The following is a 23,377-nucleotide window of genomic DNA, read 5'->3' as shown; positions in this document are numbered from 1 at the left end:
GGGGAGAAACAGCCGGATGGAAAAATCGAGCGCATCACAGGAATATGAACTACTGACTGAGATTGCCGTCGCTTATTACTGTGATGAGATAACCCAGGAAGAGATTGCTAACAAATTTGGTTTTTCCCGTATTAAAGTAGGACGTTTGCTGAAACGGGCAAAAGAAGAAGGGATCGTCGAAATAAACGTACGTTATCATCCCATCTTCAGTACTCAGCTTGAAAAACAACTTAAAGATCGTTTCCCGATCACCCGGGCACTCATCGCCCTCGATCATAACGATGAAGAGGAGCAACGCCGCCAGGTTGCCACACTGGTCTCCAGCCATCTTAATAATATGCTGAAAGATAATGTGGTGGTTGCGGTTGGCCAGGGGCGTAATGTGGCAGCAGTGGCTGAGTTTTCTGGCACGATTCAGGAACGTGATTGTCGTTTTATTTGTGGTATCGGTGGCACTCACAGGCCGGGGGATATTATCAACGCCGACCATATCAGCCGTCTGCTGGCTAAAAAATTTGGGGGCAGCAGCGAGTCACTTTATGCCCCGGCCTACGTTGAAAACCCGCAGTTAAAAGAGCTATTACGGCAGAATGGTACCATTAAAGAAACACTTGATCGTGCCCGTAAAGCGGATATCGCGCTGGTGGGGATCGGGGATATGAATGAAGAAAGCTACATGGTGAAACTTGGCTGGTTCACCCCGCAAGAGATCAACGATGCCAGTATTAATCAGGGTGTCATTGGTGATGTGGCTGGCTATGATTTTTTCAACTCCCGCGGGGAGCATGTCAATACCGTGATGGACGACCGGGTTATTGGCCTGAGTGTTGAAGAGCTCAGACAGATCCCTTGCGTGATTGCCATTGCGTCAGAGAATACCAAAGCCATGGCGATTATGGGCGCCCTGCGTACTGGCGCTATTAATATTATTGCCACCAGCGCGCGTAACATTCGCACTATTTTAAGCATGAGTCAGTAACAGACTGACCAGGAAATATCCCCGCAAAGTATCATCTTTGGCGGGGACGTTTTCCGGGGTCAATACTTACTCAAAATAAGTGTCCGGATTGTCCACCAGTGAAATAAAGCGTTTGCTGTTTTTATCCAGCGTACGGATCACACCCGTTTCAATATCATAGACCCAGCCGTGTAATCGCAGTGCATTGTTGCGCAGACCAACCGCAACGGAAGGATGAGTTTTAATGTTATTAAGCTGCGCAATAACATTTTCTTCCACCATGGCATTCACTTTATCGGTTTCGTTATCCCAGTCCTTTTTCTCAACCACGGCTTTTGCCGCATCCGCATAATGCAGCCAGTGAGCCACGGCAGGCATCGGGTCGAGGCACTGACAGGTGGCGATGGCTTTCATCGCGCCACAGTTGGAGTGCCCACAAATCACGACGTCAGTCACCCCAAGGGCTACCACAGCATACTCGATGGTTGCTGAGACCCCACCTGGCTCTGGCCCAAATGAAGGCACAATGTTGCCGGCGTTACGGATAACAAAAAGTTGCCCGGGCTCTTGCTGGGTAACCAGTTCCGGTACCAGGCGACTGTCTGAGCAGGAAATAAACAGCGCTTTGGGGTTTTGGCTGGATGCCAGGCTGCGGAACAACTCTTTACGTTCGGGGAAGACCTCTTTTTGAAAATTGAGGAAACCTTCAATGATATGTTGCATAGCACATTCTCTTTTTTTCAAATATCACCTGTATCATAAGGCCAAGATTCTGTGCAGCAACCCCCGGAGGTGAAAAAAGCGCATTATGCTCATCGTCGGTAACCGGGGTTAACTTTAGCATGGTGCATTCAGTGCGGTGAAATCCATAACAAATCATCAATGGCAAACCCAAGATGATGCGCAATCGCCAGATAGCGCTGTTTAATATTTTCCGGAATGGTGGGGGTTCGGGAAAGTATCCATAAATAATCACGATTAGGTCCACTGACCAGTGCATACTGATACTGATTATCCAGGGCAATAATATTATAGCCACCGTAGAATGGTCCGAAGAACGAGACTTTCAGCGCTCCGGTGGTTGGTGCCCCGGTAAAATAGGCTTTTCCTTCACTTTCACGCCACTTCTGCTGTTCGCGGTGATAACCTCGGTTTATCACCCTGATCCCGCCATCACGACGTTCTGTATAGGTTGCTGTCACCTGCTCAAGTCCCCGTTCAAAACGGTTATCCAGCCGGGCGACTTCGTACCACTTACCCAGATAGCGCTGCACATCAAATTCCTGTATCGGCTCTACGCCTTTCGGCGGTGTTGGTGACGAGCAGGCCACCAATGTCAGCGCAACAACAATGCCGGTTATAACAGGCCATAATGCCATATGGACTTCCTCTCTCTGTCTGTACCGCCCCAGTATAGAGCACATGGGCATAATACGTTACCGCACTGCCACCCCACCAGGAGTGATACGGGCTGCTACACTGATGAGACTGAATCGGTGTGTTCTGAGAGGACTCACCGTTAAGTGACTGTGAATGAACGAGTTAAAAAACAGCAACACTACCGGCCTGTTCTGTGCGTAAACAATACACTGAAAGGGGATGACGCGATGAAAACACCACCCATAATTGGGATCAGTGGCTGTTTAACAGGCGCCAGTGTTCGCTTCGACGGAGGGCATAAGCGCATGCCCTTCGTCATGGACGAACTGGCATCCTGGGTAACCTTTAAACCCATTTGCCCGGAAATGGCTATTGGCCTGCCCTCGCCACGCCCGCCATTACGTCTGATTCAGATGGCTGATGGTGAGGCACGGATGCGTTTTACCCGGGCACCGAATGATGATGTGACCGAAAAAATGTCTCAATTTACTATGACCTGTCTCCCGGGGCTGGAGGATATTGCGGGGTTTATTGTCTGCGCCAAGTCACCGAGTTGTGGAATGGAGCGTGTACGCCTGTATGATGAAAAAGGCAATCGTGGGCGTAAAGAGGGGGTTGGGTTATTCACCCGGGCACTTATGGCAACTTATCCATGGCTACCGGTGGAAGAAGATGGCCGTCTGAATGATCCCCAGCTCAGAGAAAATTTTGTCAGCCGTATTTTTGCGCTTCACGCGCTGAATACATTGCGTCGCCAGGGGCTCACACGCCAGGGACTAATGGACTTCCACCGCCGTTATAAGCTGCAATTATTGTCCCATACCCAGTCAGGCCAGCGGGAAATAGGACGATTTATTGCTTCGTTACATGAGTGGGACAACCTTGATGCCTGTTTTGTTGCCTACCGTGAAAAACTGATGGCTCTGCTGCGGAAAGTCTCTTCCCGAAAAAATCATACCAATGTGTTGATGCATATTCAGGGTTACTTTCGTCCGTACCTGAGTCAGCGCCAGCGTGGCGAGTTACGGGAAGTGATCCTCCATTATCATGCGGGAGTATTGCCCCTCCTCGCACCGATAACGTTGCTGAAGCATTATCTGGCAGAGTACCCGGATAACTATTTATTAACACAGAACTACTTTGACCCTTACCCACAGGATTTAGCCTTACGCCTTACGGCGTGCTAAAACGACGGCTGGTCTCTGAACAGAAAGACGGATCGCCCTGACCCGCCTTTCTGTGAAGTATCAGGGCTGCTTAAAGTATTGCAACAACACCAGACGACCATCGCTGTACGTGTAATCCGCCGGCGGTAAGTTCATCTCTTCCAGCGTCTCATTCCTTGTGGTCAGCACGACCAGTGACACATTGCCACTCTTGCGGTGCTCGGCCAGCCACTGGGGGAATGCCTGAGCAGTGGTGTAACGATCTTCATTACCAGGGTAAGCGAGCCCATACCCCAACTCGCCCCGGGATTTATACAGGTCAATATCGCTGCGTTTCATCTCCCAGGCAATGCCCGAAGCAATACCCGTATTACTCGCCAGGATGTACTGACTGTCAGCCAGTTCAGGCCTGACAGCCTCGATAAATGCCTGGGGCTGCTTTGAATGGACGACCGAATCAGGAATGGCAAAACCAACCAGCAAAGCGATGCCTAATGGGCAACAACCTGCCCAGAACCAACGACGCTCACTGTGGAATAGTGTAATGATGCCAACGACAGCCCAGACCAGAAAGGCAAAAGACCCAAGCATGACTTTATTGACTTCATTTTCATCATACAGGGTATGTGCCCCCATGCCCCATGGTGCCAGCGCCACTAAGACCACAAGTACACAGATCAGACCAAATATGACATTAACCCAGCCGTTAACACGGAGTGTGCGGGCCTTGCTTTTTGCCAGTATTACCGCATGGCGTGCCATCAGAATAGACAGAGGGGCAAAACACGGCAAAATATACGTGGGCAGTTTCCCCTTAGCAATGCTGAAAAAGAGTAACGGCATTATGACCCAGCCTAACAAATAGAAAGAGCCGTTCTCAGAACTTCGCTCCTGGAAGCCCCGTTTCAGTGCGCCAGGCAGCAGCCCTAACCATGGCATGCAACCCACAATAAAGATAGGCAAGTAGTACCAGAATGGCGCCTTATGCTGCGCATTATCTTCAGCAAAACGCTGAATATGCTCAACCCAGAAGAAGTAGCGCCAGTAATCCGGTTCTTCCCTGGCGATGGCTAGCGCCCAGGGCAATACGATCACCACCGCACTGATAATGGCGACAGGACCAAATAAAAACAGCTCTTTCCAGCGTTTTTGCAAGACGACCCAGGGCAGTACCCCAACGACTGGAATGGCGAGGGCCAGAAAACCTTTGCTCATAACCCCTAAACCACAGGCAAACCCCAGCAGAATATATCCCCCGATTTTCGCCCTGGTGGTGTTCGTGCTGCTCGCTGCCCAGAAAAAGCACATAGCCCCGGTCAGACACAGGGTCAGCATAGGATCCAGAACGGAATATGTGCCAATACCGTAAACCAGGAAACAGGTGAGGTAAATAACACCGGATAAGGCCGCAATGGCTTTGTCTCGCCACAGGCGGAATGCCAGCCAGACGACCAGCAATGCACTTGACGCAGTGGAGAACACGGAACCAAAACGCACGGCGAAATTATTATGACCAAAGATAAACTGGCTAATATTGTTTATCCAATAACCAAATACTGGCTTTTCAAAATAACGTAATTCCAGAAAATGGGGCACTACCCAATTACCAGAAACCAGCATCTCGCTACTAATTTGTGCATAACGTGTCTCATCTGGTTGCCATAATGCCCGGGAATCCAGCGGAATGAGATACAACAAGGCAAAACAAATACCAAAGGCGATTCCATAATTTACTAAGGGTTTCATCAATCAAAACTCGATAAGTTATTGGCTGCCCGGCCTCCCGGACCAGGAAGAAAAAAGTCATACCCCAAAGTGCCGACATGTGACATCGGGTCCGTTCTGCTGAACCCGCAAACACGCAGCATGCTGAATTTATCCACACATCAACATCTTTTGGTAACTCACTGGCAATTAACGGAAATCAGCGTACAAAAACGCCCGACGGCCCCGCCCTCTGCCTTTCCATGTGTCCATGTGTCGATAACTACACTCATTCTATTAATAGAATATTGTTTTTCAGCTAACGGGGTGACTCACAACGTTCAATTAAGCATTAAGTAACTTAAACAAAATAAAGTATAAGAGAGTGTTCTTCATTTCAGATGAAACAGGCCCCCCTCAAAAACTATTCAGGATACTTGGTTTCGACACAGCAGAGTGAGTATCGTTCACTCAGCAGAGCACAAATATAAACAGTACGCGTATCTTTTGATACTTTACAGGCAGTATTAATCCACATTTTTTGCATGGCTTAAAATCTTTAACAAAAAATGCGGTTAACCTGAATGGTAACAGGACGGCAGGGAGGTTAGTAACATTATTTTTTCTTCACACTCCCTTACCTCTGTTTCTTAAATGGGCTTTTGGCTGAGACGCTGCCCTGGATAAGCTGAATAACAGAAATACCAGATAGCCGTGGGGAAACCAGCACGCATACAGCTTGAAATATTAGCCCCCCTGCCCATGAAACAAAGAGGCTAAAGTGCACTATTTTTTATCGACTTGATAGAAAATATGCTTACCAAATGGGTCTATCTCATACCCGGTTACTTCTTTACGCACCGGCTCGAAAATAGTTGAATGCGCAATCATGACGGCGGGCATCTGGTCGTGCATCATCTGCTGCGCTTGCTGATACAATACTGCCCGTTTACTTTGATCACTTTCGCTACGGGCTGCTTCGATAAGTTTATCAAAAGGCGGATAACACCATTTTGCAGAGTTAGACCCACCCTGTGCGGCGGTACAGGTAAACAGCGGGCCAAAGAAGTTGTCCGGGTCCCCTGTTGCTGTCGTCCAGCCCATTAGTGCTGCCTGGTGTTCACCATTTTTCAACCTCTGGAGATATTCGCCCCATTCATAGGTCACAATTTTGGCGTTGACTCCCACCTTCTTCCAGTCAGCCTGGATCATTTCCGCCATGCGTCGGGCATTGGGATTATAAGGACGCTGAACCGGCATCGCCCAGAGATCAATGGTGGTTTCAGGGTTATATCCCGCTTCTTTCAGTAAGGCTCTGGCTTTTTCTGGATCGTAAGCATAGTCTTCCAGTTTATCATCAGCGCTCCAGACACCTGGCGGTAACAGGTTCTTAGCTTGCGTTCCACTACCGTTAAAAACCGCTTCAATAATTGCTGGTTTATTGATAGCCATCGCCAGAGCCTGGCGAATTTTTACATTATCCAGGGGTGGTTTTTGCGTATTAAATGATAAGAAACCAGTATTCAACCCGGATTTACTCATGAGATTAATATTTTTATTCTCTTTCATCCGGGGCAAGTCGGCCGGATTGGGGAATGGCATGACCTGACATTCATTTTTTTCAAGCTTGGCATAACGAATAGACGCATCCGGCGTGATGGAAAACACCAACCTGTCCAGCCTGGCTTTCCCCTCCCAGTAGTCAGGGAATGCGGTGTACAGGATGCGCGAATCTTTCTGGTACTGTTTCAACTCAAAAGGACCAGTACCAATCGGTTCCATATCAACGCGTTCAGGGGTGCCTGTTTTCAGCATGGCATCAGCGTATTCTGCTGAAAGAATTGACGCGAAATACCAGCCCAGGGCTGCAATGAATGGCGCATCAGGACGTGACAGGGTAAAGCGAACCGTGTTGTCGTCTATTTTATCAATACGGGTAATCAGTTTCGCAAATTCCATACTATTGAAATTGGAATAGTTACCATTAGACACGTTATGGTACGGGTGCTGAGGGTCTTTTTGACGCATAAATGAGAAAATCACATCATCAGCGTTGAAATCCCGGGTTGGTTTAAAATATTTATTACTTTGGAATTTCACGCCTTTCCGAAGATGAAAAGTATACTCTTTGCCATCCTCGCTAATATCCCAGCTTTCAGCGAGACTCGGTATTAGCTCCGTCGTCCCGACTTTAAAGTCCACCAGCCGGTTATAAATGGGGACCGCACTGGCATCCACACTGGTTCCAGAAGTATAAAGCTGAGGGTTAAAATTTTCCGGTGATCCTTCAGAACAAAAAACCAGGGTATTGGCGGAAACACTTGTACTAAATGCCAGAGCCGTTAAGGTCATAGCAAAGGCAGTTATCTTTTTTTTCATTCCTACTCCCAATGTTGTAACTCGCAAGAAAATAATTATTATTAATTCTTGCTATAAATAACATTAAATTTCCATACTGTGATACCGTTATTTTTTAAGGAACTTATTATGTCATCTCCACTGCAGTTGCAATTAACCCAGCGCTTCTTTCGTTATTTAGCCGTTAGTAGCCAGAGTGACCCGCGGGTTAATACTTTACCCAGCACACCAGGACAGAAGGAGATGGCAAAATTATTAGCTGACGAACTACAATCTTTGGGGCTGGAAGATATTATTATTGATGATCATGCGACTGTGACCGCGGTGAGAAAAGGCAATGTATCCACTGCACCACGGATTGGTTTCATTACCCATATTGATACGGTTGATGTAGGTTTATCACCGGATATTCATCCGCAAATACGCCCTTTTACTGGCAGTGATCTGTGCCTTAATCAGCAGCAAGATATCTGGTTAAAAGTTGAGGAGCACCCGGAGATTCTGCGCTATAAAGGGGAAGACATCATTTTTAGTGACGGTACCAGTGTGCTGGGGGCAGACAATAAAGCTGCGGTCACCGTGGTGATGACTTTGCTTGAGAATTTAACCCCACAAGATCAGGTCGGGGATATTGTCGTCGCCTTTGTTCCTGATGAAGAAATTGGTCTGTGCGGTGCAAAAGCACTTGATTTAAAACGTTTTGATGTCGATTTCGCCTGGACCATTGATTGCTGTGAAATCGGTGAAGTCGTCTATGAAAACTTTAACGCCGCTCATGCGGAAATGACCTTCACCGGGGTGACCAACCACCCCATGTCTGCCAAAGGCGTGCTGGTGAATCCTTTACTGATGGCGATGGACTACATCAGCCATTTTGACCGTCTGCAAACGCCGGAGCACACGGAAGGCCGGGAAGGTTATACCTGGTTTAATGGCATGGAAGCATCCCAGAGCACCGCCGTGCTGAAAGCCAATATACGTGACTTTGACTTGGCGCGTTTCACCGCCCGAAAACAGCAGATTGCAGAAGTGGCAGAGAAAATTACCGCGCAGTATCCTACCGCTAAAGTCAGCTATGAGATAAGCGATACTTATAGCAATATCAGTAATGCACTCGGTGAAGATCGTCGAGCCATTGACCTCATTTTTTCTGCACTGGAACAGTTAAATATTCCACCTAAAGTGATTCCTATGCGTGGTGGCACAGATGGTGCGGCGCTTTCGGCCAAAGGTTTATTAACGCCTAACTTCTTTACTGGCGCACATAATTTCCATTCCCGGTTTGAATTCCTGCCACTCAGCTCTTTCGAGGCCTCTTATCAGGTCGCACGAAAATTGTGTTTGCTAGCCGCTAAATAATGCATTCATGCTGCGGGAATCGATGGCCAGGGTGCAAATAATCTGAAGCGAATGCCGGGGGGAAATACTCCCTCCCCCCGATAATCTGAGCATATATACCGCCCGACCGAAAATTATCCCCTGTCTGCAGACATTATCCTTATGTCAGCAGCAAATAATGCGATTCACCATCTGATGGTTTATGAACAGTCTCATATGAGTGGCGTAATTTCGCTTAAAGGAATAAAACGTATTGTCCCGATGACATATATATCCTCCCCATTAAGGGCCCCATTATTGTGCACTGCACCATAATTGTTTGTCATGCGGCTTTTTCAGACTGATATGAATGAAAAATATATACTGGCTGAAAATAAACATCATCAGTGATTTTATAATGTATATTTGATTTAACCTTTGGTGTAATTCTTTTTTTTAGATAATTAGCTATATAAAAAGCGATAAAAGCAGCGTAATCATCGGTCAGTTCTCTGAGCGCTGGCCGATCAATAAAGGCTAGTCGTAATATTCTGGCGCATGGCGGAAAGTCGGCCAGGCATCGGGGTCATGCCCGGTAACCACCTGGGCGTGAGTTCGCTCAACAATGGCTCTCATTTTCTGTACTGAGCGTACGGCTTCAACCGCGGACGACATAAAACCAGGCAGCGCTTTTTCTTCCCAGTGATCAAGGGTGTAAGCAGCATCAATAGCCAGCAGCAAACTTCCACTGCCAGGCAGTGTCACCAGGATTGACTGGTGACCAGGGGAATGTCCGGGTGTGAAAATGGTTTTGAGGGTTCCATCACCATAAATGTCATAGAGATCAGTATATTCACCATCAAGGAACTGCCATTTCAGGTTCGGGCGGTCGAAATCATTACGTATATACCCCCCTGCCGCAAACCAGTCGGGTGTGAAGGCATACTCATATTCCCGGCGCTGTACAATATGGGTGGCATTAGGAAAGCGCCCTACTGCGCCAGTATGGTCAAGATGCAGGTGGGACTGTAATACATAGCGCACATCTTCAGGGGCAATGCCCATCTTTTTTAGCTGTGCGACACAGCCTTCATCTTCCCTCATGACAGGCCAGTAAACATCCGTTATACCGCCCCAGTACCCCACGGGGTCCAGCGCAGTTTCAACCGCATTTCCCCCATCAATCAGGGTATGGCCTTCCGGGTGCGTCAGCAGGAAAAAGGGGACCGGGATTTCATAGTCAGCCCCGTTCCCTTGGTTCATCTTAATGTTATGCACCTTACATTTAAGCGTACCGGTTTGAAACATATACAGGCGGATATCTGTCATTATTATTATCCTTATACAAGGTTTTTGTAGGGTACTTGCTTGCACTGTTACAAACCGATCCCCACTCACAGCATCGGTTTGCTGATCATGTGTGCCAGACGCTTTAAAACGCTTGCCGGTACAGTGCCAGAGCATCAGCCTCTGTGACGTCCACCGGGTTATTCATTAGTAAACGGGTCTGTTTCATTGCTTCACTGGCAAGTGAAGCTAATGAGGCTTCACTCACCCCAACATCCCGCAGGCGACGTGGAGCACCGCTATCATCCATGATGGTGGTCAGTGCGCTAATGAACGCCGCTGATCGCTGTTGAATATCCCCCTCCCCAGGCAAATTCAGTACTTCTGCCAGTTCGGCATATAGCGGAGCCGCTGACTGACTGTTGTATCGCAGAACCCCCTCCAGCATCAGTGCATTAGAAAGCCCGTGGGGGATGTGATACTGCCCCCCCAGAGGGTAAGCAAGGGCATGAACGGCTGCCACCGGGGAGTTAGAAAATGCCTGACCTGCCAGCGTGGCCCCCAGTAAAACCGCTTCGCGAGCCGCACGATTGCTACCATCACGGCAGGCAGTGACCAGATGTTTACTAATCAGACGCAGGGCTTCGCGACTCAGGGCATCAGACAGAGGGTTTTTCTTATGCTTACCGGTGTAAGCCTCTATGGCATGAACCATGGCATCAATGCCCGTTGCCGCCGTATGGATGGCAGGAAGCCCCACCGTCAGTTCCGCATCCAGCAGGACAAAATCCGCATATAACTGGCGCGACACCACCCCCATTTTGGTCGTTTCACCCGTGGTCAAAATAGAGATATTGGTGACTTCTGAACCCGTACCTGCGGTTGTAGGGATCTGAACTAAGGCAAGGCGTTTCCCTTGCACGTTATCAATACCATACAGCGCGTTAAGGGATTGCTTTGAGGGTGTCAGCACAGCGGTGAGTTTTGCCACATCAAGGGATGAACCACCCCCAATCCCCATTACCAGGTCAATCTGTTGCGCTTTTGCCAGTGTCGCTGCCTTTAAGACAATCCCTTCAGGTGGATCAGCGATGACGTCATCAAATACCGTGACACTGAAGCCTTGCTGACGCAGTGATGCTTCCGCCGACTGGAGTAACCCCGCTTTAACCAGTCCCCCGTCGGTGACAATCAATACCCGACGTTCAGTAAATCGGGTGGCAAGGATCTCCCCCAGACGTTTGGCCCCGGACCACTCCACCAGCATGGATGGCACGCTATTGAATTCAAATGGTTGTATGACACTCGTCATGATCAATTCCTCTCCCGCAGGTGAATGAAGTTCATTGTGGTTTAGTCCACTGCGCTACAGATATATTTGCTCTCCATGTATTCTTCGATACCGTATTTAGAGCCTTCACGACCAATACCAGACTGTTTTATACCGCCAAATGGTGTTACCTCATTAGAAATGAGGCCGGTATTGTGGCCCACCATGCCGTACTCCAGTGCTTCGGCAACACGCCACATGCGCTTACTGCTGTCGGTATAAAAATAGGCAGCCAGGCCGAATTCAGTATCATTCGCCATCGCAATCGCTTGTTCCTCGGTGTCAAAGCAAAAGAGAGGAGCGACCGGCCCGAATGTCTCTTCATGGGCAATTTTCATCTCCAGGGTGACGTCGGCCAGGACGGTAGGCTCAAAGAAGTTCCCACCCAGCGCATGACGCTGTCCCCCTGCCAGCACGGTTGCCCCTTTCGTGCGGGCATCATTTATGTGATCCATGGCCTTGGTGACGGCAGCCTCATCAATTAATGGTCCAACGACAACCCCGCTGTCACGGCCATCACCAACCTGCAGTGCTTTTACTCGTTCAGTCAGTCGCCGGGCAAAACGGGAATAAATACCTGACTGCACCAGGAAACGGTTGGTGCAGACACAGGTTTGCCCCGCGTTACGGAATTTCGACTGCAGAGCCCCTTCCACTGCGGCATCCAAGTCCGCGTCATCAAAAACAATAAACGGCGCGTTGCCACCCAGCTCCAGAGAAACACGTTTGACCGTGTCAGCACACTGTGCCATTAACAGGCGACCAATACCGGTGGAGCCGGTGAAGGAGAGTTTCCGCACAACCGGGCTTTGAGTGAGAAGACCACCGATCATTTTGGCATCCCCAGTCACTATCTGTAGCACACCCGCTGGGATACCCGCTCGCCGGGCCAGCTCCCCCAGTGCCAGGGCAGTGAGTGGCGTTTGTTCCGCTGGTTTGACTATCATCACGCAGCCCGCCGCCAGTGCAGGGGCGACCTTCCGGGTTATCATCGCCGCCGGAAAATTCCATGGGGTAATAGCCGCGCAGACACCAACGGGTTGTTTAATCACTAACAATCGTTTATCCGCCTGGGGGGAAGGAATAATATCCCCATAGGTACGTTTGGCTTCTTCGGCAAACCAGTCAATAAAGGAAGCGGCATACTGTATCTCCCCCCGGGCCTCAGCCAGGGGTTTACCCTGCTCAAGAGTCATTAAACTGGCAAGATCTTCAGTATTTTCAATGATCAGATCAAACCAGCGACGCAAGATGACACTGCGGTCTTTGGCGGTTTTTTCACGCCAGCGAGGCAGGGCTGTTTGTGCTGCCGTGATGGCTTCTTCAATGGCAGCTGAGTCCAACCCGGCGACCTCAGCAATGACCTCCTGAGTTGCCGGGTTCAGTACCGGGAAAGTGTGGTGGTGAGCTGCCTGACGCCACTCCCCGGCAATCAGACTAACTTCTTTGAATAACGTGGGATCGCGCAGATCTATCATGTTCTTTCCTTTTAATATCAAATTGACAAGTTCAATATATTGAACTACATTCTATACACTGAACTTTAGCATCTATTTTAACCTATCGTCAATTTTCCGTTAGCAAAGTGAGATAAAATGCCAAAAATTTTGTCCAGTGAACCGGCGACTGGCAGCGCCCCTGCATTACGCCGTGCGGTACATATTCTTGATTTAGTTAGCCAATTAACAACACCGCCTACCTTTACCGAGATTGTCGATACGCTTGGACTGCCCAAGAGCTCAGTGCATGGGTTATGTGCCACACTGGTGGAACTGGGGCTACTGATTCGTTCCGAAGCAGGAACCTATCGACTCGGCCCGCACACTATGTCCTGGGCAAATGGTTTCCTGCGACAAACAGACTTAGTGGCTGAGTTTCAGCAGCTTCTGAATGAACGGCAAGAACTGAGCCAGTTTACGGTGACCTTGACGGTTCTGGAGGGGATGCAGGTCATCTATCTTGCCTGTGCCAACAGTAACAGGGCTCTGGGCTTTACTTTCCGCATTGGTATGCGGCTGCCTGCTCCTTTTACTGCCACCGGGAAGGCGATACTCAGTGCCCTAAGTGATCAGGAGATAAGCCAGCGTCTCAGCGGGCAGTGGCCAGCCCCTCTCACGCCGCACAGTGTGGCAACCTATAATGAACTCATGACTGAGCTGGCAGAGGCGCGTCAGCGCGGGTTCTCGGTTGATAACGGGCAAATTCGCGATGGGATGCTGTGTATTGGTGCCCCGGTCTATGACTTTTCGGGCAATGTTGTCGCCGGGTTAGCGGTCAGTATGCTGGAATTGGAAGCAACGGCGGAGGCCATTGATCAGACTGGACACCGGCTGGTGGAACTGTCCAAAAAACTCTCGGCACGTATGGGGAATCGGCCCTGACGACGGCGAATGTCTGTCTGCCGGGGATAAAAAAATCCCACGTCGATAGACGTGGGATTCAGCGGCAGAGCAACAGGCTCTCAGAATATAAATTACCGTCAGTGACTATTGCTGGCGATTACAGTGCCATATCTGCGGCTGGCTTTTCTGCTGTATTTTCCTGTGCTGCTGGTTTGGCTGTTACTTCTCCAGCACCGGTAGGAATAACAGGCGGAGTGGTCAGTTGCAGTGCTGCCGCTGTGTCATTCCACACTTTTTGGGTCAGGGCCACATTGCCATTCAGATTCTGTCCATAGCTTGGTACTATCTGATGAATTTTTTCCTGCCACTCTGGTGTTGCAAACTGCTCAGGGAACATCTTTTTAATCACGTTCAGAGCAATAGGCGCTGCGGTAGAAGCACCTGGTGATGCACCCAGCAGGGCAGCGACACTCTTCTCTTTATCAATGACTATCTCTGTACCCAGTTTCAGGACGCCGCCCTGTTTTTCATCTTTCTTGATGATCTGAACACGCTGACCAGCCTGAATAAGCTTCCAGTCTTCTTTACGCGCTTCCGGGTAGTACTCTTTCAGGGCTGCAAAACGGTCATCATCATTCAGCATTACTTGGCTAACCAAGTATTTTACCAAGTCAAAGTTATCAATTCCCACATCGGTCATCGGCATTACGTTACCGAAAGTCGTCGTGCTGAGCAGATCAAAGATAGAGCCGTTTTTCAGGAACTTAGTAGAGAAGGTAGCGAAAGGCCCGAAAAGAACAACGTTTTTACCATCAATGATACGTGCATCAAGGTGCGGTACTGACATCGGAGGTGCACCGACAGATGCCTGACCATAGACTTTTTCCAGATGGCGCTTCGCGATTTCTGGATTTTCTGTGACCAGGAATGATCCTCCCACTGGGAAACCGGCGTAGTTTTTACCTTCTTCAATACCCGTTTCTTGCAGCAGTTTCAACGCTCCACCACCCGCACCAATAAAGACATATTTGGCGTCGATAGCGTGCTTTTTACCACTTTTCACATCTTTAACAGTCACATGCCAGGAGTTATCTTTGTTACGTTCAAACTCGGTCACTTCTGTGGAGGTTTCCAGCTGGAAGTTTGGACTTTTCTTCAGGCTACCGATTAACTGACGGGTAATCTCACCATAGTTAACATCAGTGCCCACTGGTGTCCAGGTTGCCGCAACTTTCTGATCAGCAGGACGGCCTTCCATTACAAGAGGTGCCCACTCTTTAATTTGGTTGTGATCCGTTGAAAACTTCATGCCCTGGAACAGCGTTGTATTCTGTAACGCCGCATAGCGTTTACCCAGGTAGTCGACATTTTTGTCGCCCCAGACAAAGCTCATATGAGGAGTGGAGTTAATAAAAGAGTGAGGGTTGTTAAGCACACCGCGATGAATCTGAGACGACCAGAACTGACGGGAAATCATAAACTGTTCGTTAATATCCAGTGCCTTGCTGACATCAATTGAACCGTCTGGACGCTCTGGAGTGTAATTCAGCTCCATATTGGCTGAGTGACCGGTTCCGGCGTTATTCCAGCCGTTTGATGACTCAAGTGCGACACCATCAAGCTTTTCAACCATAATCTGTTTCCAGTCTGGTTCAAGAGCCTGAAGCCAGGTTCCCAACGAGGCGCTCATGATACCGCCCCCGATTAACAGGAAATCTGTTTTTTGATTATCTTGCGTTTCCGCATAGCTTGCTGAACTCACTAATATTGCGCATGAGGTCAAAGAAATAAGGACTTTTTTCATTACAGGCATGGTCATATTATTTCGTCTGGAGTAAATGTTTTCACGTTATTTTAACCATAATTTACTTTATTTTAAAATATAAACTACATTTCTATTCATCATATTCACCTGGCTTTTTTAATTAAAAAAAGAGGCTCCACTCTTAGTGTGGAATTAATAACAACAATAGAAAAATATTCTATAGAATAACCAATAAGATAATTAATCATTATCAATACCGATTTATTAAAATTTAGTTACAATATATTGTCTAAATGAAGTTCCCGGCGCGCTGTCAGGGCCACCGAACCCCCTTTTTCTGGCTGGGATCGGCATGTTTTTCATCATTTGTTGTGATCAGTGAATTAAAAAAATGAGGGAACCTGAGGCACCGGACAGGATACCTCAGGCAAATCAACGGCAGGTTATTTTGCGAATACCCATTTACCTTGATAATTATCACAATCAGGCAAGTCGCTGATGACCATATTTATGATTTTTTACTTAACAGTCAAGTCACGCCCCGGGGGGACGAGCCGAGCGTTTTATGTACTGTCATTATTATAAGCAATAACATATTAGTGGCGGTGCTTTCCCCCTGTTAATAACAAGGATATACACCAGCAACTCAATATATAAATAATGTTGCTCGTTATATAAGGTTATTCTTCTGCAGAAAAAAGGGACGTAAACGGAATACTCTCCATCAGCAGAGCATTTTTTAAACTAAATGTGCCACCCTGTCGGTGGGTGTTTTACTGCCGGGTCTCAGGCAGCCCTGACGGATAGCTGCTGATAAAAAATGCGCGATCTGATGGGGGTTCTGCGAGTAAGATACTCCGTGTTTCATGCTTAAAAATATCGCTGAAGATCAACGTCGTTTTGCCGATAAAAGGTCTTACCCGAACCACTTGAAATACAATAAGGGTTTTAGTCTTGAGTCACTATCACGAGCAGTTTCTGAAACAGTCCCCGTTAGCCGTTATGGGTGTGCTCCGGGATCTACAACGTGGCCAGGTTGCTATCAAACTGGCATGGCCACAGGGGCAGCTTATCAGTAAAATTCTGGCGGTGACGCCCGAACGTTTGACCCTCGATTTCGGCAGCCAGAGTCATGAGAACCATGCGGTGCTGCAGGCCGGACATATCGACGTGACTGCCGAGACGGCTGGCGCAAAGGTTGAGTTTTCCCTGCCAGGTTTAATCGCCATCGGATATCAGAATCTGCCGGCCTTTAGTGCTGAACTGCCACCTTCCCTTTGGTTTGTACAGCGCCGGGAGTTTTTCCGGATTGCCGCGCCCCTGCAGCCGCGCTATTTTTGTCGCACCTCATTAGCGGATACAACACCTTTTGTTTTCCAGCTTTGTGATCTGTCTCTTGGCGGGCTGGGAGCATTGCTCGAAGGGGAGTTACCTGAAACGTTAAAAGAAGGGGTTAACTTCAGCCAGGTTGAGATGGATTTGGCCCAGTGGGGTAAATTCTATTTCGATATGCAACTGGTGACCATTTCCGAACGCAAAGTGGTCGACAGTAAAAACCAGACGATAACAACCCCACGCCTGAGCTTTCGCTTCTTAAATGTAAACGCGGCTGTCGAACGAGAGTTACAGAAAATCATCTTCTCCCTTGAACGAACAGCCAGAGAAAAAGCCAATCGTGTCAGAGAGTCATAGCACTTCCATGGCGCGCGTTATTTTATATAGGTAACGCGCGGCTTGGGGAGCAGGATGATTTTTCGCGATATGCTGCATAAACTGTTGCGCATTCATCCGATTGATTTTCTTGATAGCCGTGGGTCTGTCATTATCGAACGTTCTCAGCATTGCCCCTGCGCCGTTGGCATAAGAGACGACCAGAGCATATTCCATCACTTCCGGGTCATTGATCCCTTTCAGAATGCCGTTTTCCAGCACACTTAAATAGGCGGTTCCAATCGTAATATTACGTGCCGGGTCTTTTAACTCAGCATCTGTAGGCTGGCCTTTTAACCCCATGTGGCGGTAAACATCCTTGCCTGCGGTGGAGCCCTTAATCTGCATCAGGCCAACCGCATTGGATGTGCTGACCAGGGCTGGGTTACCCCCCGTTTCAACCGCAATAATGGCAGTAATCACCTTTGTGCTTACTCCCCACTCCTGCCCGGTCTGTTCAGATATCGGCATCCAGGTCAGGGCCCCTTGCACAGGCACCGTTGGGTTCCATTCTGCCTGTTGGGTTGGCTTGCTGGAACACCCAGCCAGAATCAGAATCAGAACAAGTAATCCCGTTAATTTCACGTCTCGTATCCTTTATTACGGGCCGATGCCCTGAACCATGTAACTTGTTATGGGGACCAGTACGCCGTCCCACAGGGAATTAAACTATGATGGGGTTATATCATCAATGACAAGTTCCGTTAATCCCGGCATGATAATCAATCCGTTTTCAGCAAGGAACGTTAATGTCTGTTATTCAGTTAATTGCCCCATCCGGTTATTGTCTTAATCAAACTGCAGCGGCGCGTGGCATTCAGCGTCTGCAGGATGCGGGGCACCGGGTGAGTAATCCGCATATTGTGGCTCGCCGTTTTCAGCGTTTTGCTGGTACGGATGAAGAGCGACTTGCCGAACTGAACGCCCTGGCGGCACTGCCATCGGATATCGATTTAGTACTGGCAGTACGCGGGGGTTATGGCGCCAGTCGATTACTGGAAGGTATAGACTATTCCCGATTGAGTGCCGCCTTTCGTCAGCGAATGCCTGTTATCTGCGGACACAGCGATTTCACCGCTATTCAGCTGGCCCTGCTGGCACAGTGTGGCGCCATTACTTTTAGTGGCCCAATGCTGGCAGGAAATTTTGGTGCCGATGATCGGGATGACTATACCTGGCAGCATTTCTGGCAGGCCATCAGCCAGCCACGCTATACGGTTAACTGGGAATGCCATACCCCGGCATGTCATGTGAGTGGCACCCTGTGGGGTGGTAATTTGACCATGCTGAGTTCATTGACAGGATCCCCCTGGTTGCCAGTGATAAGCGGAGGTATTCTTGTTGTGGAAGACATTAACGAGCACCCCTTCCGGGTAGAAAGGATGCTGTTACAGCTTTATCATGCGGGTATTCTCGCCCGCCAGAAAGCCATTATCCTTGGCAGTTTTAATGGTGTTACCCATACTGATTATGATGCCGGTTATGACTTCAGTGCCCTGTCCCGGTTATTACAACAACGTCTTAATATCCCGGTGCTGCATGGTTTGCCCTTCGGGCATGAGCCCAAAACAGTGACCTTACCCCTGGGTGCTTTCGGGGAATTAGCCCATGACGGCCAGGCCGCCAGCCTGACGCTCAGTGGTCACCCTGTTTTACGTTATTCTGTAAACAGTTAAGGCCCTTTTTGACACCTGATTTTTTCGGGTTGATGCTACTATTTTACTATTATAAACCGCCGATTACGGGAGAATGGCAATCTTGGATGCAGGAACAATCATCAGTCTGTTTATTTTAGGTTCCGTTCTGGTTACCTGTAGCATCTTATTGAGTTCTTTTTCCTCGCGTCTTGGCATCCCTATTCTGGTCATTTTTTTAGTGATTGGCATGCTGGCTGGCGTGGATGGTCTTGGGGGGATCCCTTTCGACAACTACCCTCAGGCTTATCTGGTCAGTAACCTCGCCCTGGCCGTTATCTTGCTCGATGGGGGGATCCGTACTAAAGCCAGCTCATTCCGAGTGGCTTTAGGTCCGGCATTATCATTGGCGACCGTCGGCGTGCTCGTGACGTCCGGGCTGACGGGCATCGCCGCGGCCTGGTTGTTTCATCTGCACTGGCTTGAAGGTTTGCTGATTGGTGCCATTGTCGGCTCAACCGATGCTGCAGCCGTGTTCTCTCTGTTAGGTGATAAAGGACTTAATGAACGCGTTAGTGCCACGCTGGAGATAGAGTCAGGAAGCAATGACCCCATGGCGGTCTTTCTGACAATCACCCTGATTGAGATGATTCAGGCCCACCACATTGGTCTGGACTGGATGTTTGTGGTCCATATTGTTCAGCAGTTTGGGCTGGGGATTTTGTTAGGGTTGGGTGGGGGATATTTGCTGCTGCAGATGATCAATCGCATCACCCTGCCCCAAGGGCTTTACCCCATGCTGGCCCTCAGTGGCGGAATTATGGTGTTCGCCGTGACAACCGCCCTGGAAGGGAGCGGAATTCTTGCCGTTTATCTGTGTGGCGTGGTACTGGGAAATAACCCTATTCGTAGCCGTTTTGGTATCTTACAAACCCTTGACGGGCTTGCCTGGATGGCGCAAATCGGAATGTTCCTGGTTCTGGGCCTGTTGGTCAACCCGTCGGATCTTTTGCCGATAATGATCCCGGCATTACTGCTCTCAGCCTGGATGATACTCGTCGCCCGGCCGTTAGCCATTTTTACTGGCTTATTACCCTTCCGTGGTTTTACCTTTCGTGAGCGTACCTTTATCAGCTGGGTTGGGCTACGGGGAGCCTTACCCATTATTCTGGCAGTCTTCCCCATGATGGCCGGGCTGGATAACGCCCGCCTGTTTTTCAATATTGCCTTTTTTGTGGTCCTGGTTTCGTTGCTGTTACAGGGGACATCCCTGGGCTGGGCAGCTCAAAAAGCCAAAGTCATTGTGCCCCCAGTCGGGCTGCCACTCTCACGCGTGGGGCTGGATATTCACCCTGAAAGCCCCTGGGAACAGTTTGTCTATCAACTCAGTGCTGACAAGTGGTGTATTGGGACTGCATTATGCGACCTCCCTATCCCACCAGAAACCCTGGTAACGGCTGTATTTCGCGATGACAGGCTGTTACGCCCCACAGGCCGCACGAGACTGCAGGAGGGGGATATTCTCTGTATCATTGCTCGTGAGCAGGATTTAGTGGTACTGGGGAAATTGTTTAGTCAGCCCCCTACCGTGGAACTTGAACAGCGCTTCTTTGGTGACTTCATTCTTGAGGGCAATGCCCCCCTGGACGACATCGCGACGCTTTACGGCCTGGAACTGTCTGACGACATTAATCGTGAGCAATCATTAGCAGATTTTATTCAGTTAATGCTGGGGGCAGCACCGGTCGTCGGAGACCAGATTACCTTTGCAGGACTGATTTGGACGGTCGCGGAAAAAGAAGATAACCAGGTACGGAAAATAGGACTGCGGATGGTGGAGTCTGAAGAATAAGCGTCCCGGGGCAGCTCAGTCGCTGCCCCGTTACATTAACCGGCGATGACGGGTACTCGCGGTGCAAGGGCGCACATAAGTTCATAGCCCACCGTGCCTGCTGCACTGGCTACATCATCAATTTTAATATTTTTGCCCCATAATTCGACGCGACTGCCGATACCCGCATGCGGGCAAGGGGTCAAATCAACCGCCAGCATATCCATGGATATCTTGCCCACGGTGCGGGTATGGATGCCATCCACCCACACGGGTGTGCCATCAGGGGCATGGCGCGGGTAGCCATCAGCATACCCCCCTGCAACAATGCCAATCCGCAGCGCATCGGTTGCCTTAAAGCGCCCCCCATAACCGACTCTGTCGCCGGCCTGTAATTGCTGTATGCCAATGATTTCGCTCTCAAGACTCATCACTGGCTGGATGCCAGTCGTGGCCACATCCTGCCACTGTCCACTGGGTGAGGCTCCGTAGAGAATGATCCCAGGGCGCACCCAGTTATAATGCGTCTCCGGGTGCCATAGCGTCGCTGCCGAATTAGCAAGGGAACGAGGGCAACCGAGTCCTGCAGCCGCCTGGTGGATACGGGCCAGTGGTTCAATGATACCTTCTGGTGATTCTGCATCGGCAAAGTGTGCCATTAAGGTGACCTGACCAACATGGGGACTTTCCTGAAGCTTTTTCCAGACGGTTCCCACACTATCCGGCGTGAATCCCAGACGGTTCATGCCGCTGTTAACCTTCAGGTAAACATCAACCGGAGCCGACAGTTTCGCATCGTCCAGCGCCTTAAGTTGCCAATTGCTGTGAACCGCCGTTGTCAGACGATACTGATCATATATGCTCAGTTCATCATGGTGGAAAAAACCTTCCAGCATTAAAATCGGGCCTTTCCAGCCACGCTCCCGCAGCAGTATTGCCTCTTCAAGGTTCAGCATGGCAAAACCATCGGTCTGCTTCAGGGCTGACCAGACTCTTTCCAGGCCATGCCCATAAGCATTTGCCTTCACCACAGACCAAATCCGGGACTGTGGTGCCGCGCGTCGAGCCACTTCCAGATTATTGCGTAACGCCCCCAAGTCAAGGTGGGCAACAAGAGGACGAGACATGCCAGCTCCTTAAAAACTGAATTATGACAAGGAAGTAAAGTGACCCGGAGTGAAGCCCGGCGCATAGCGTTCTACCGCTAAATCATCAAAAGCGATGGCGGGTTCTGTGCCACTGATTAAATCACTTAACAATTGGGCAGAACCACAGGACATGGTCCAGCCAAGCGTTCCGTGACCGGTATTGATCCAGAGATTACTGAACGGCGTTGCCCCGACAATAGGGGTGCCATCGGGGGTCATTGGACGTAACCCACTCCAGAACGTCGCCTGTTCAACCGCCCCGCCCCTGGGATAGAGATCGCTCACTACCATTTCCAGGGTCTTGCGCCGGGCTTCCAGTAACTCTTGATTAAAACCGACGATCTCAGCCATGCCCCCGACACGGATGCGATCATCAAAACGGGTAATTGCAACTTTATAAGTCTCGTCAAGAACGGTAGACACCGGGGAGGCTGCAGCATTAATGATTGGCAACGTTAAGGAGTAACCCTTAAGTGGGTAGACCGGGATATTGACAATATCTTTCAATAGCCCAGTGGAATAAGCAGCTAAAGCAACAACATAGGCGTCGGCTTTGATGATTTCATCGCCACACTTTACGCCATAGATTTTTTGATTTTCATACAGTAGACGATCAATCGAGCAATTAAAGCGGAACTTTACCCCGGCAGCGGCAGCCATTTTCGCCAGATTTTGGGTAAATAGCTGACAGTCGCCAGTCTCGTCATTGGGTAAGCGTAGCCCCCCTGTCAGCTTCTGAGCAACGTCCGCAAGGGCGGGTTCAACCCCTTCCAACTCATGAGATGCCAGCAGTTCGTAGGGCACCCCCGCGTCTTTGAGGACGGCGATATCTTTGGCGGCATTATCAAACTGCTGGGCAGTGCGGAACAGTTGCAGTGTCCCCCCCTGACGGCCTTCGTACTGAATGCCTGTAGTCTGACGCAGGGTTTTCAGGCAATCACGGCTATATTCCGCCAGGCGCACCATGCGGCTTTTATTTTCTTTATAATGTTTTTCGTCACAATTACGCAACATCTGCCAGACCCACTTCAGCTGAAAGGGGGTTCCATCCAGGTGCATCGCCAAAGGGGCATGACGCTGAAACATCCATTTAATGGCTTTTAAAGGTACCCCTGGTGCTGCCCAAGGGGCCGCATAGCCAGGTGAAATCTGCCCCGCATTTGCCGCACTGGTTTCCAGCGCAGGCCCAGCCGCCCGGTCTATAACCGTGACATCATGCCCTGCCTGGTTTAAATACCAGGCACTGGTTACCCCAATAACACCACTACCCAGTACGACAATTTTCATCTTACCCCCTGTTGTTTGTTAAAGAATAATACTCTAATTACAAATTGATAACCCAGATGAAAATCTTATTCAATATCTATGGCTCTCATGGTGAACAAATTCACTATTATCATCATGGTAACTGGGCTCTGGAGGTTAGCATCTCCTGCGATGGAAGATA

The 23,377-nt window shown here is 49.4% G+C and carries 18 protein-coding genes; 7 read left to right on the top strand and 11 right to left on the bottom strand.

The window, feature by feature from the left end:
- The first annotated feature begins 16 nt into the window (after positions 1–16).
- The gene (locus JK154_RS02055; RefSeq protein ID WP_211990807.1) at positions 17–979 is read left to right on the top strand and encodes a sugar-binding transcriptional regulator; all 963 of its coding nucleotides are present in this window, start codon (positions 17–19) and stop codon (positions 977–979) included.
- 66 nt (positions 980–1,045) lie between these two features.
- Here the strand turns inward: JK154_RS02055 and JK154_RS02050 are convergent, their stop codons facing one another.
- Together JK154_RS02050 and blc are read right to left on the bottom strand one after the other, a co-directional pair.
- Positions 1,046–1,681 (bottom strand): carbonic anhydrase, encoded by a 636-nt coding sequence (locus tag JK154_RS02050; protein ID WP_211990806.1) that lies wholly within the window; start codon positions 1,679–1,681, stop codon positions 1,046–1,048.
- A 128-nt stretch (positions 1,682–1,809) separates the two neighbouring features.
- Positions 1,810–2,337 (bottom strand): outer membrane lipoprotein Blc, encoded by a 528-nt coding sequence (blc, locus tag JK154_RS02045; protein WP_211990805.1) that lies wholly within the window; start codon positions 2,335–2,337, stop codon positions 1,810–1,812.
- Between the two features lie 228 nt (positions 2,338–2,565).
- Between blc and JK154_RS02040 the strand changes: the two genes are divergently transcribed.
- Positions 2,566–3,525, top strand: a complete 960-nt coding sequence (locus tag JK154_RS02040; RefSeq protein WP_211990946.1) for a DUF523 and DUF1722 domain-containing protein — start codon at positions 2,566–2,568, stop codon at positions 3,523–3,525.
- A 60-nt stretch (positions 3,526–3,585) separates the two neighbouring features.
- Here the strand turns inward: JK154_RS02040 and arnT are convergent, their stop codons facing one another.
- Both arnT and JK154_RS02030 read right to left on the bottom strand, forming a co-directional pair.
- Complete coding sequence (gene arnT, locus JK154_RS02035; protein ID WP_211990804.1) at positions 3,586–5,250, bottom strand: lipid IV(A) 4-amino-4-deoxy-L-arabinosyltransferase; 1,665 nt, start codon at positions 5,248–5,250, stop codon at positions 3,586–3,588.
- Between the two features lie 744 nt (positions 5,251–5,994).
- Complete coding sequence (locus tag JK154_RS02030) at positions 5,995–7,587, bottom strand: ABC transporter substrate-binding protein (protein WP_211990803.1); 1,593 nt, start codon at positions 7,585–7,587, stop codon at positions 5,995–5,997.
- A gap of 108 nt (positions 7,588–7,695) precedes the next feature.
- On the opposite strand from JK154_RS02030, the gene pepT reads away from it, so the two are divergent.
- Positions 7,696–8,925 carry a peptidase T gene (gene pepT / locus JK154_RS02025; protein ID WP_211990802.1) on the top strand — a complete coding sequence of 410 codons (1,230 nt, stop codon included), beginning with the start codon at positions 7,696–7,698 and terminating at the stop codon, positions 8,923–8,925.
- Between the two features lie 495 nt (positions 8,926–9,420).
- Here pepT and attM read toward each other — a convergent pair whose 3' ends face one another.
- The 3 genes from attM to JK154_RS02010 form a co-directional block, all read right to left on the bottom strand.
- Complete coding sequence (gene attM / locus JK154_RS02020; protein ID WP_211990801.1) at positions 9,421–10,212, bottom strand: N-acyl homoserine lactonase AttM; 792 nt, start codon at positions 10,210–10,212, stop codon at positions 9,421–9,423.
- 103 nt (positions 10,213–10,315) lie between these two features.
- A complete protein-coding gene (locus JK154_RS02015) occupies positions 10,316–11,482 on the bottom strand; it encodes an iron-containing alcohol dehydrogenase (RefSeq protein ID WP_211990800.1) in 1,167 nt (388 codons plus the stop codon).
- A 41-nt stretch (positions 11,483–11,523) separates the two neighbouring features.
- On the bottom strand, positions 11,524–12,975 hold the full coding sequence (locus JK154_RS02010; RefSeq protein ID WP_211990945.1) for an NAD-dependent succinate-semialdehyde dehydrogenase: 1,452 nt from the start codon (positions 12,973–12,975) through the stop codon (positions 11,524–11,526).
- 120 nt (positions 12,976–13,095) lie between these two features.
- On the opposite strand from JK154_RS02010, the gene JK154_RS02005 reads away from it, so the two are divergent.
- Positions 13,096–13,881 carry an IclR family transcriptional regulator gene (locus JK154_RS02005; RefSeq protein ID WP_211990799.1) on the top strand — a complete coding sequence of 262 codons (786 nt, stop codon included), beginning with the start codon at positions 13,096–13,098 and terminating at the stop codon, positions 13,879–13,881.
- A gap of 118 nt (positions 13,882–13,999) precedes the next feature.
- Here JK154_RS02005 and mqo read toward each other — a convergent pair whose 3' ends face one another.
- On the bottom strand, positions 14,000–15,655 hold the full coding sequence (mqo, locus tag JK154_RS02000; RefSeq protein ID WP_211990943.1) for a malate dehydrogenase (quinone): 1,656 nt from the start codon (positions 15,653–15,655) through the stop codon (positions 14,000–14,002).
- A 906-nt stretch (positions 15,656–16,561) separates the two neighbouring features.
- On the opposite strand from mqo, the gene JK154_RS01995 reads away from it, so the two are divergent.
- Positions 16,562–17,299, top strand: coding sequence for a flagellar brake protein (locus tag JK154_RS01995; protein ID WP_211990798.1), 738 nt, complete (start codon positions 16,562–16,564; stop codon positions 17,297–17,299).
- Here the strand turns inward: JK154_RS01995 and emtA are convergent.
- Positions 17,294–17,902 (bottom strand): membrane-bound lytic murein transglycosylase EmtA, encoded by a 609-nt coding sequence (gene emtA / locus JK154_RS01990; RefSeq protein ID WP_211990797.1) that lies wholly within the window; start codon positions 17,900–17,902, stop codon positions 17,294–17,296. The two genes, JK154_RS01995 and emtA, sit on opposite strands and share 6 nt — an antisense overlap.
- A 164-nt stretch (positions 17,903–18,066) precedes the next feature.
- Here emtA and ldcA point away from each other — a divergent pair, with 164 nt between their 5' ends.
- Both ldcA and JK154_RS01980 read left to right on the top strand, forming a co-directional pair.
- The gene (ldcA, locus tag JK154_RS01985; protein ID WP_211990796.1) at positions 18,067–18,993 is read left to right on the top strand and encodes a muramoyltetrapeptide carboxypeptidase; all 927 of its coding nucleotides are present in this window, start codon (positions 18,067–18,069) and stop codon (positions 18,991–18,993) included.
- Positions 18,994–19,075: 82 nt separating this feature from the next.
- A complete protein-coding gene (locus JK154_RS01980; protein WP_211990942.1) occupies positions 19,076–20,803 on the top strand; it encodes a potassium/proton antiporter in 1,728 nt (575 codons plus the stop codon).
- 35 nt (positions 20,804–20,838) lie between these two features.
- Here JK154_RS01980 and dadX read toward each other — a convergent pair whose 3' ends face one another.
- A complete protein-coding gene (dadX, locus tag JK154_RS01975; protein ID WP_211990795.1) occupies positions 20,839–21,909 on the bottom strand; it encodes a catabolic alanine racemase DadX in 1,071 nt (356 codons plus the stop codon).
- A gap of 21 nt (positions 21,910–21,930) precedes the next feature.
- A complete protein-coding gene (locus JK154_RS01970; protein ID WP_211990794.1) occupies positions 21,931–23,217 on the bottom strand; it encodes a D-amino acid dehydrogenase in 1,287 nt (428 codons plus the stop codon).
- Between the last annotated feature and the right edge of the window lie 160 nt (positions 23,218–23,377).

Source organism: Citrobacter sp. JGM124 (assembly GCF_018257795.1).
In the GTDB taxonomy this organism is placed as follows: Bacteria; Pseudomonadota; Gammaproteobacteria; order Enterobacterales; family Enterobacteriaceae; genus JGM124.
The sequence above is the reverse complement of the archived record's forward strand: the minus strand, read 5'-3'. Positions and strand labels throughout refer to the sequence as shown.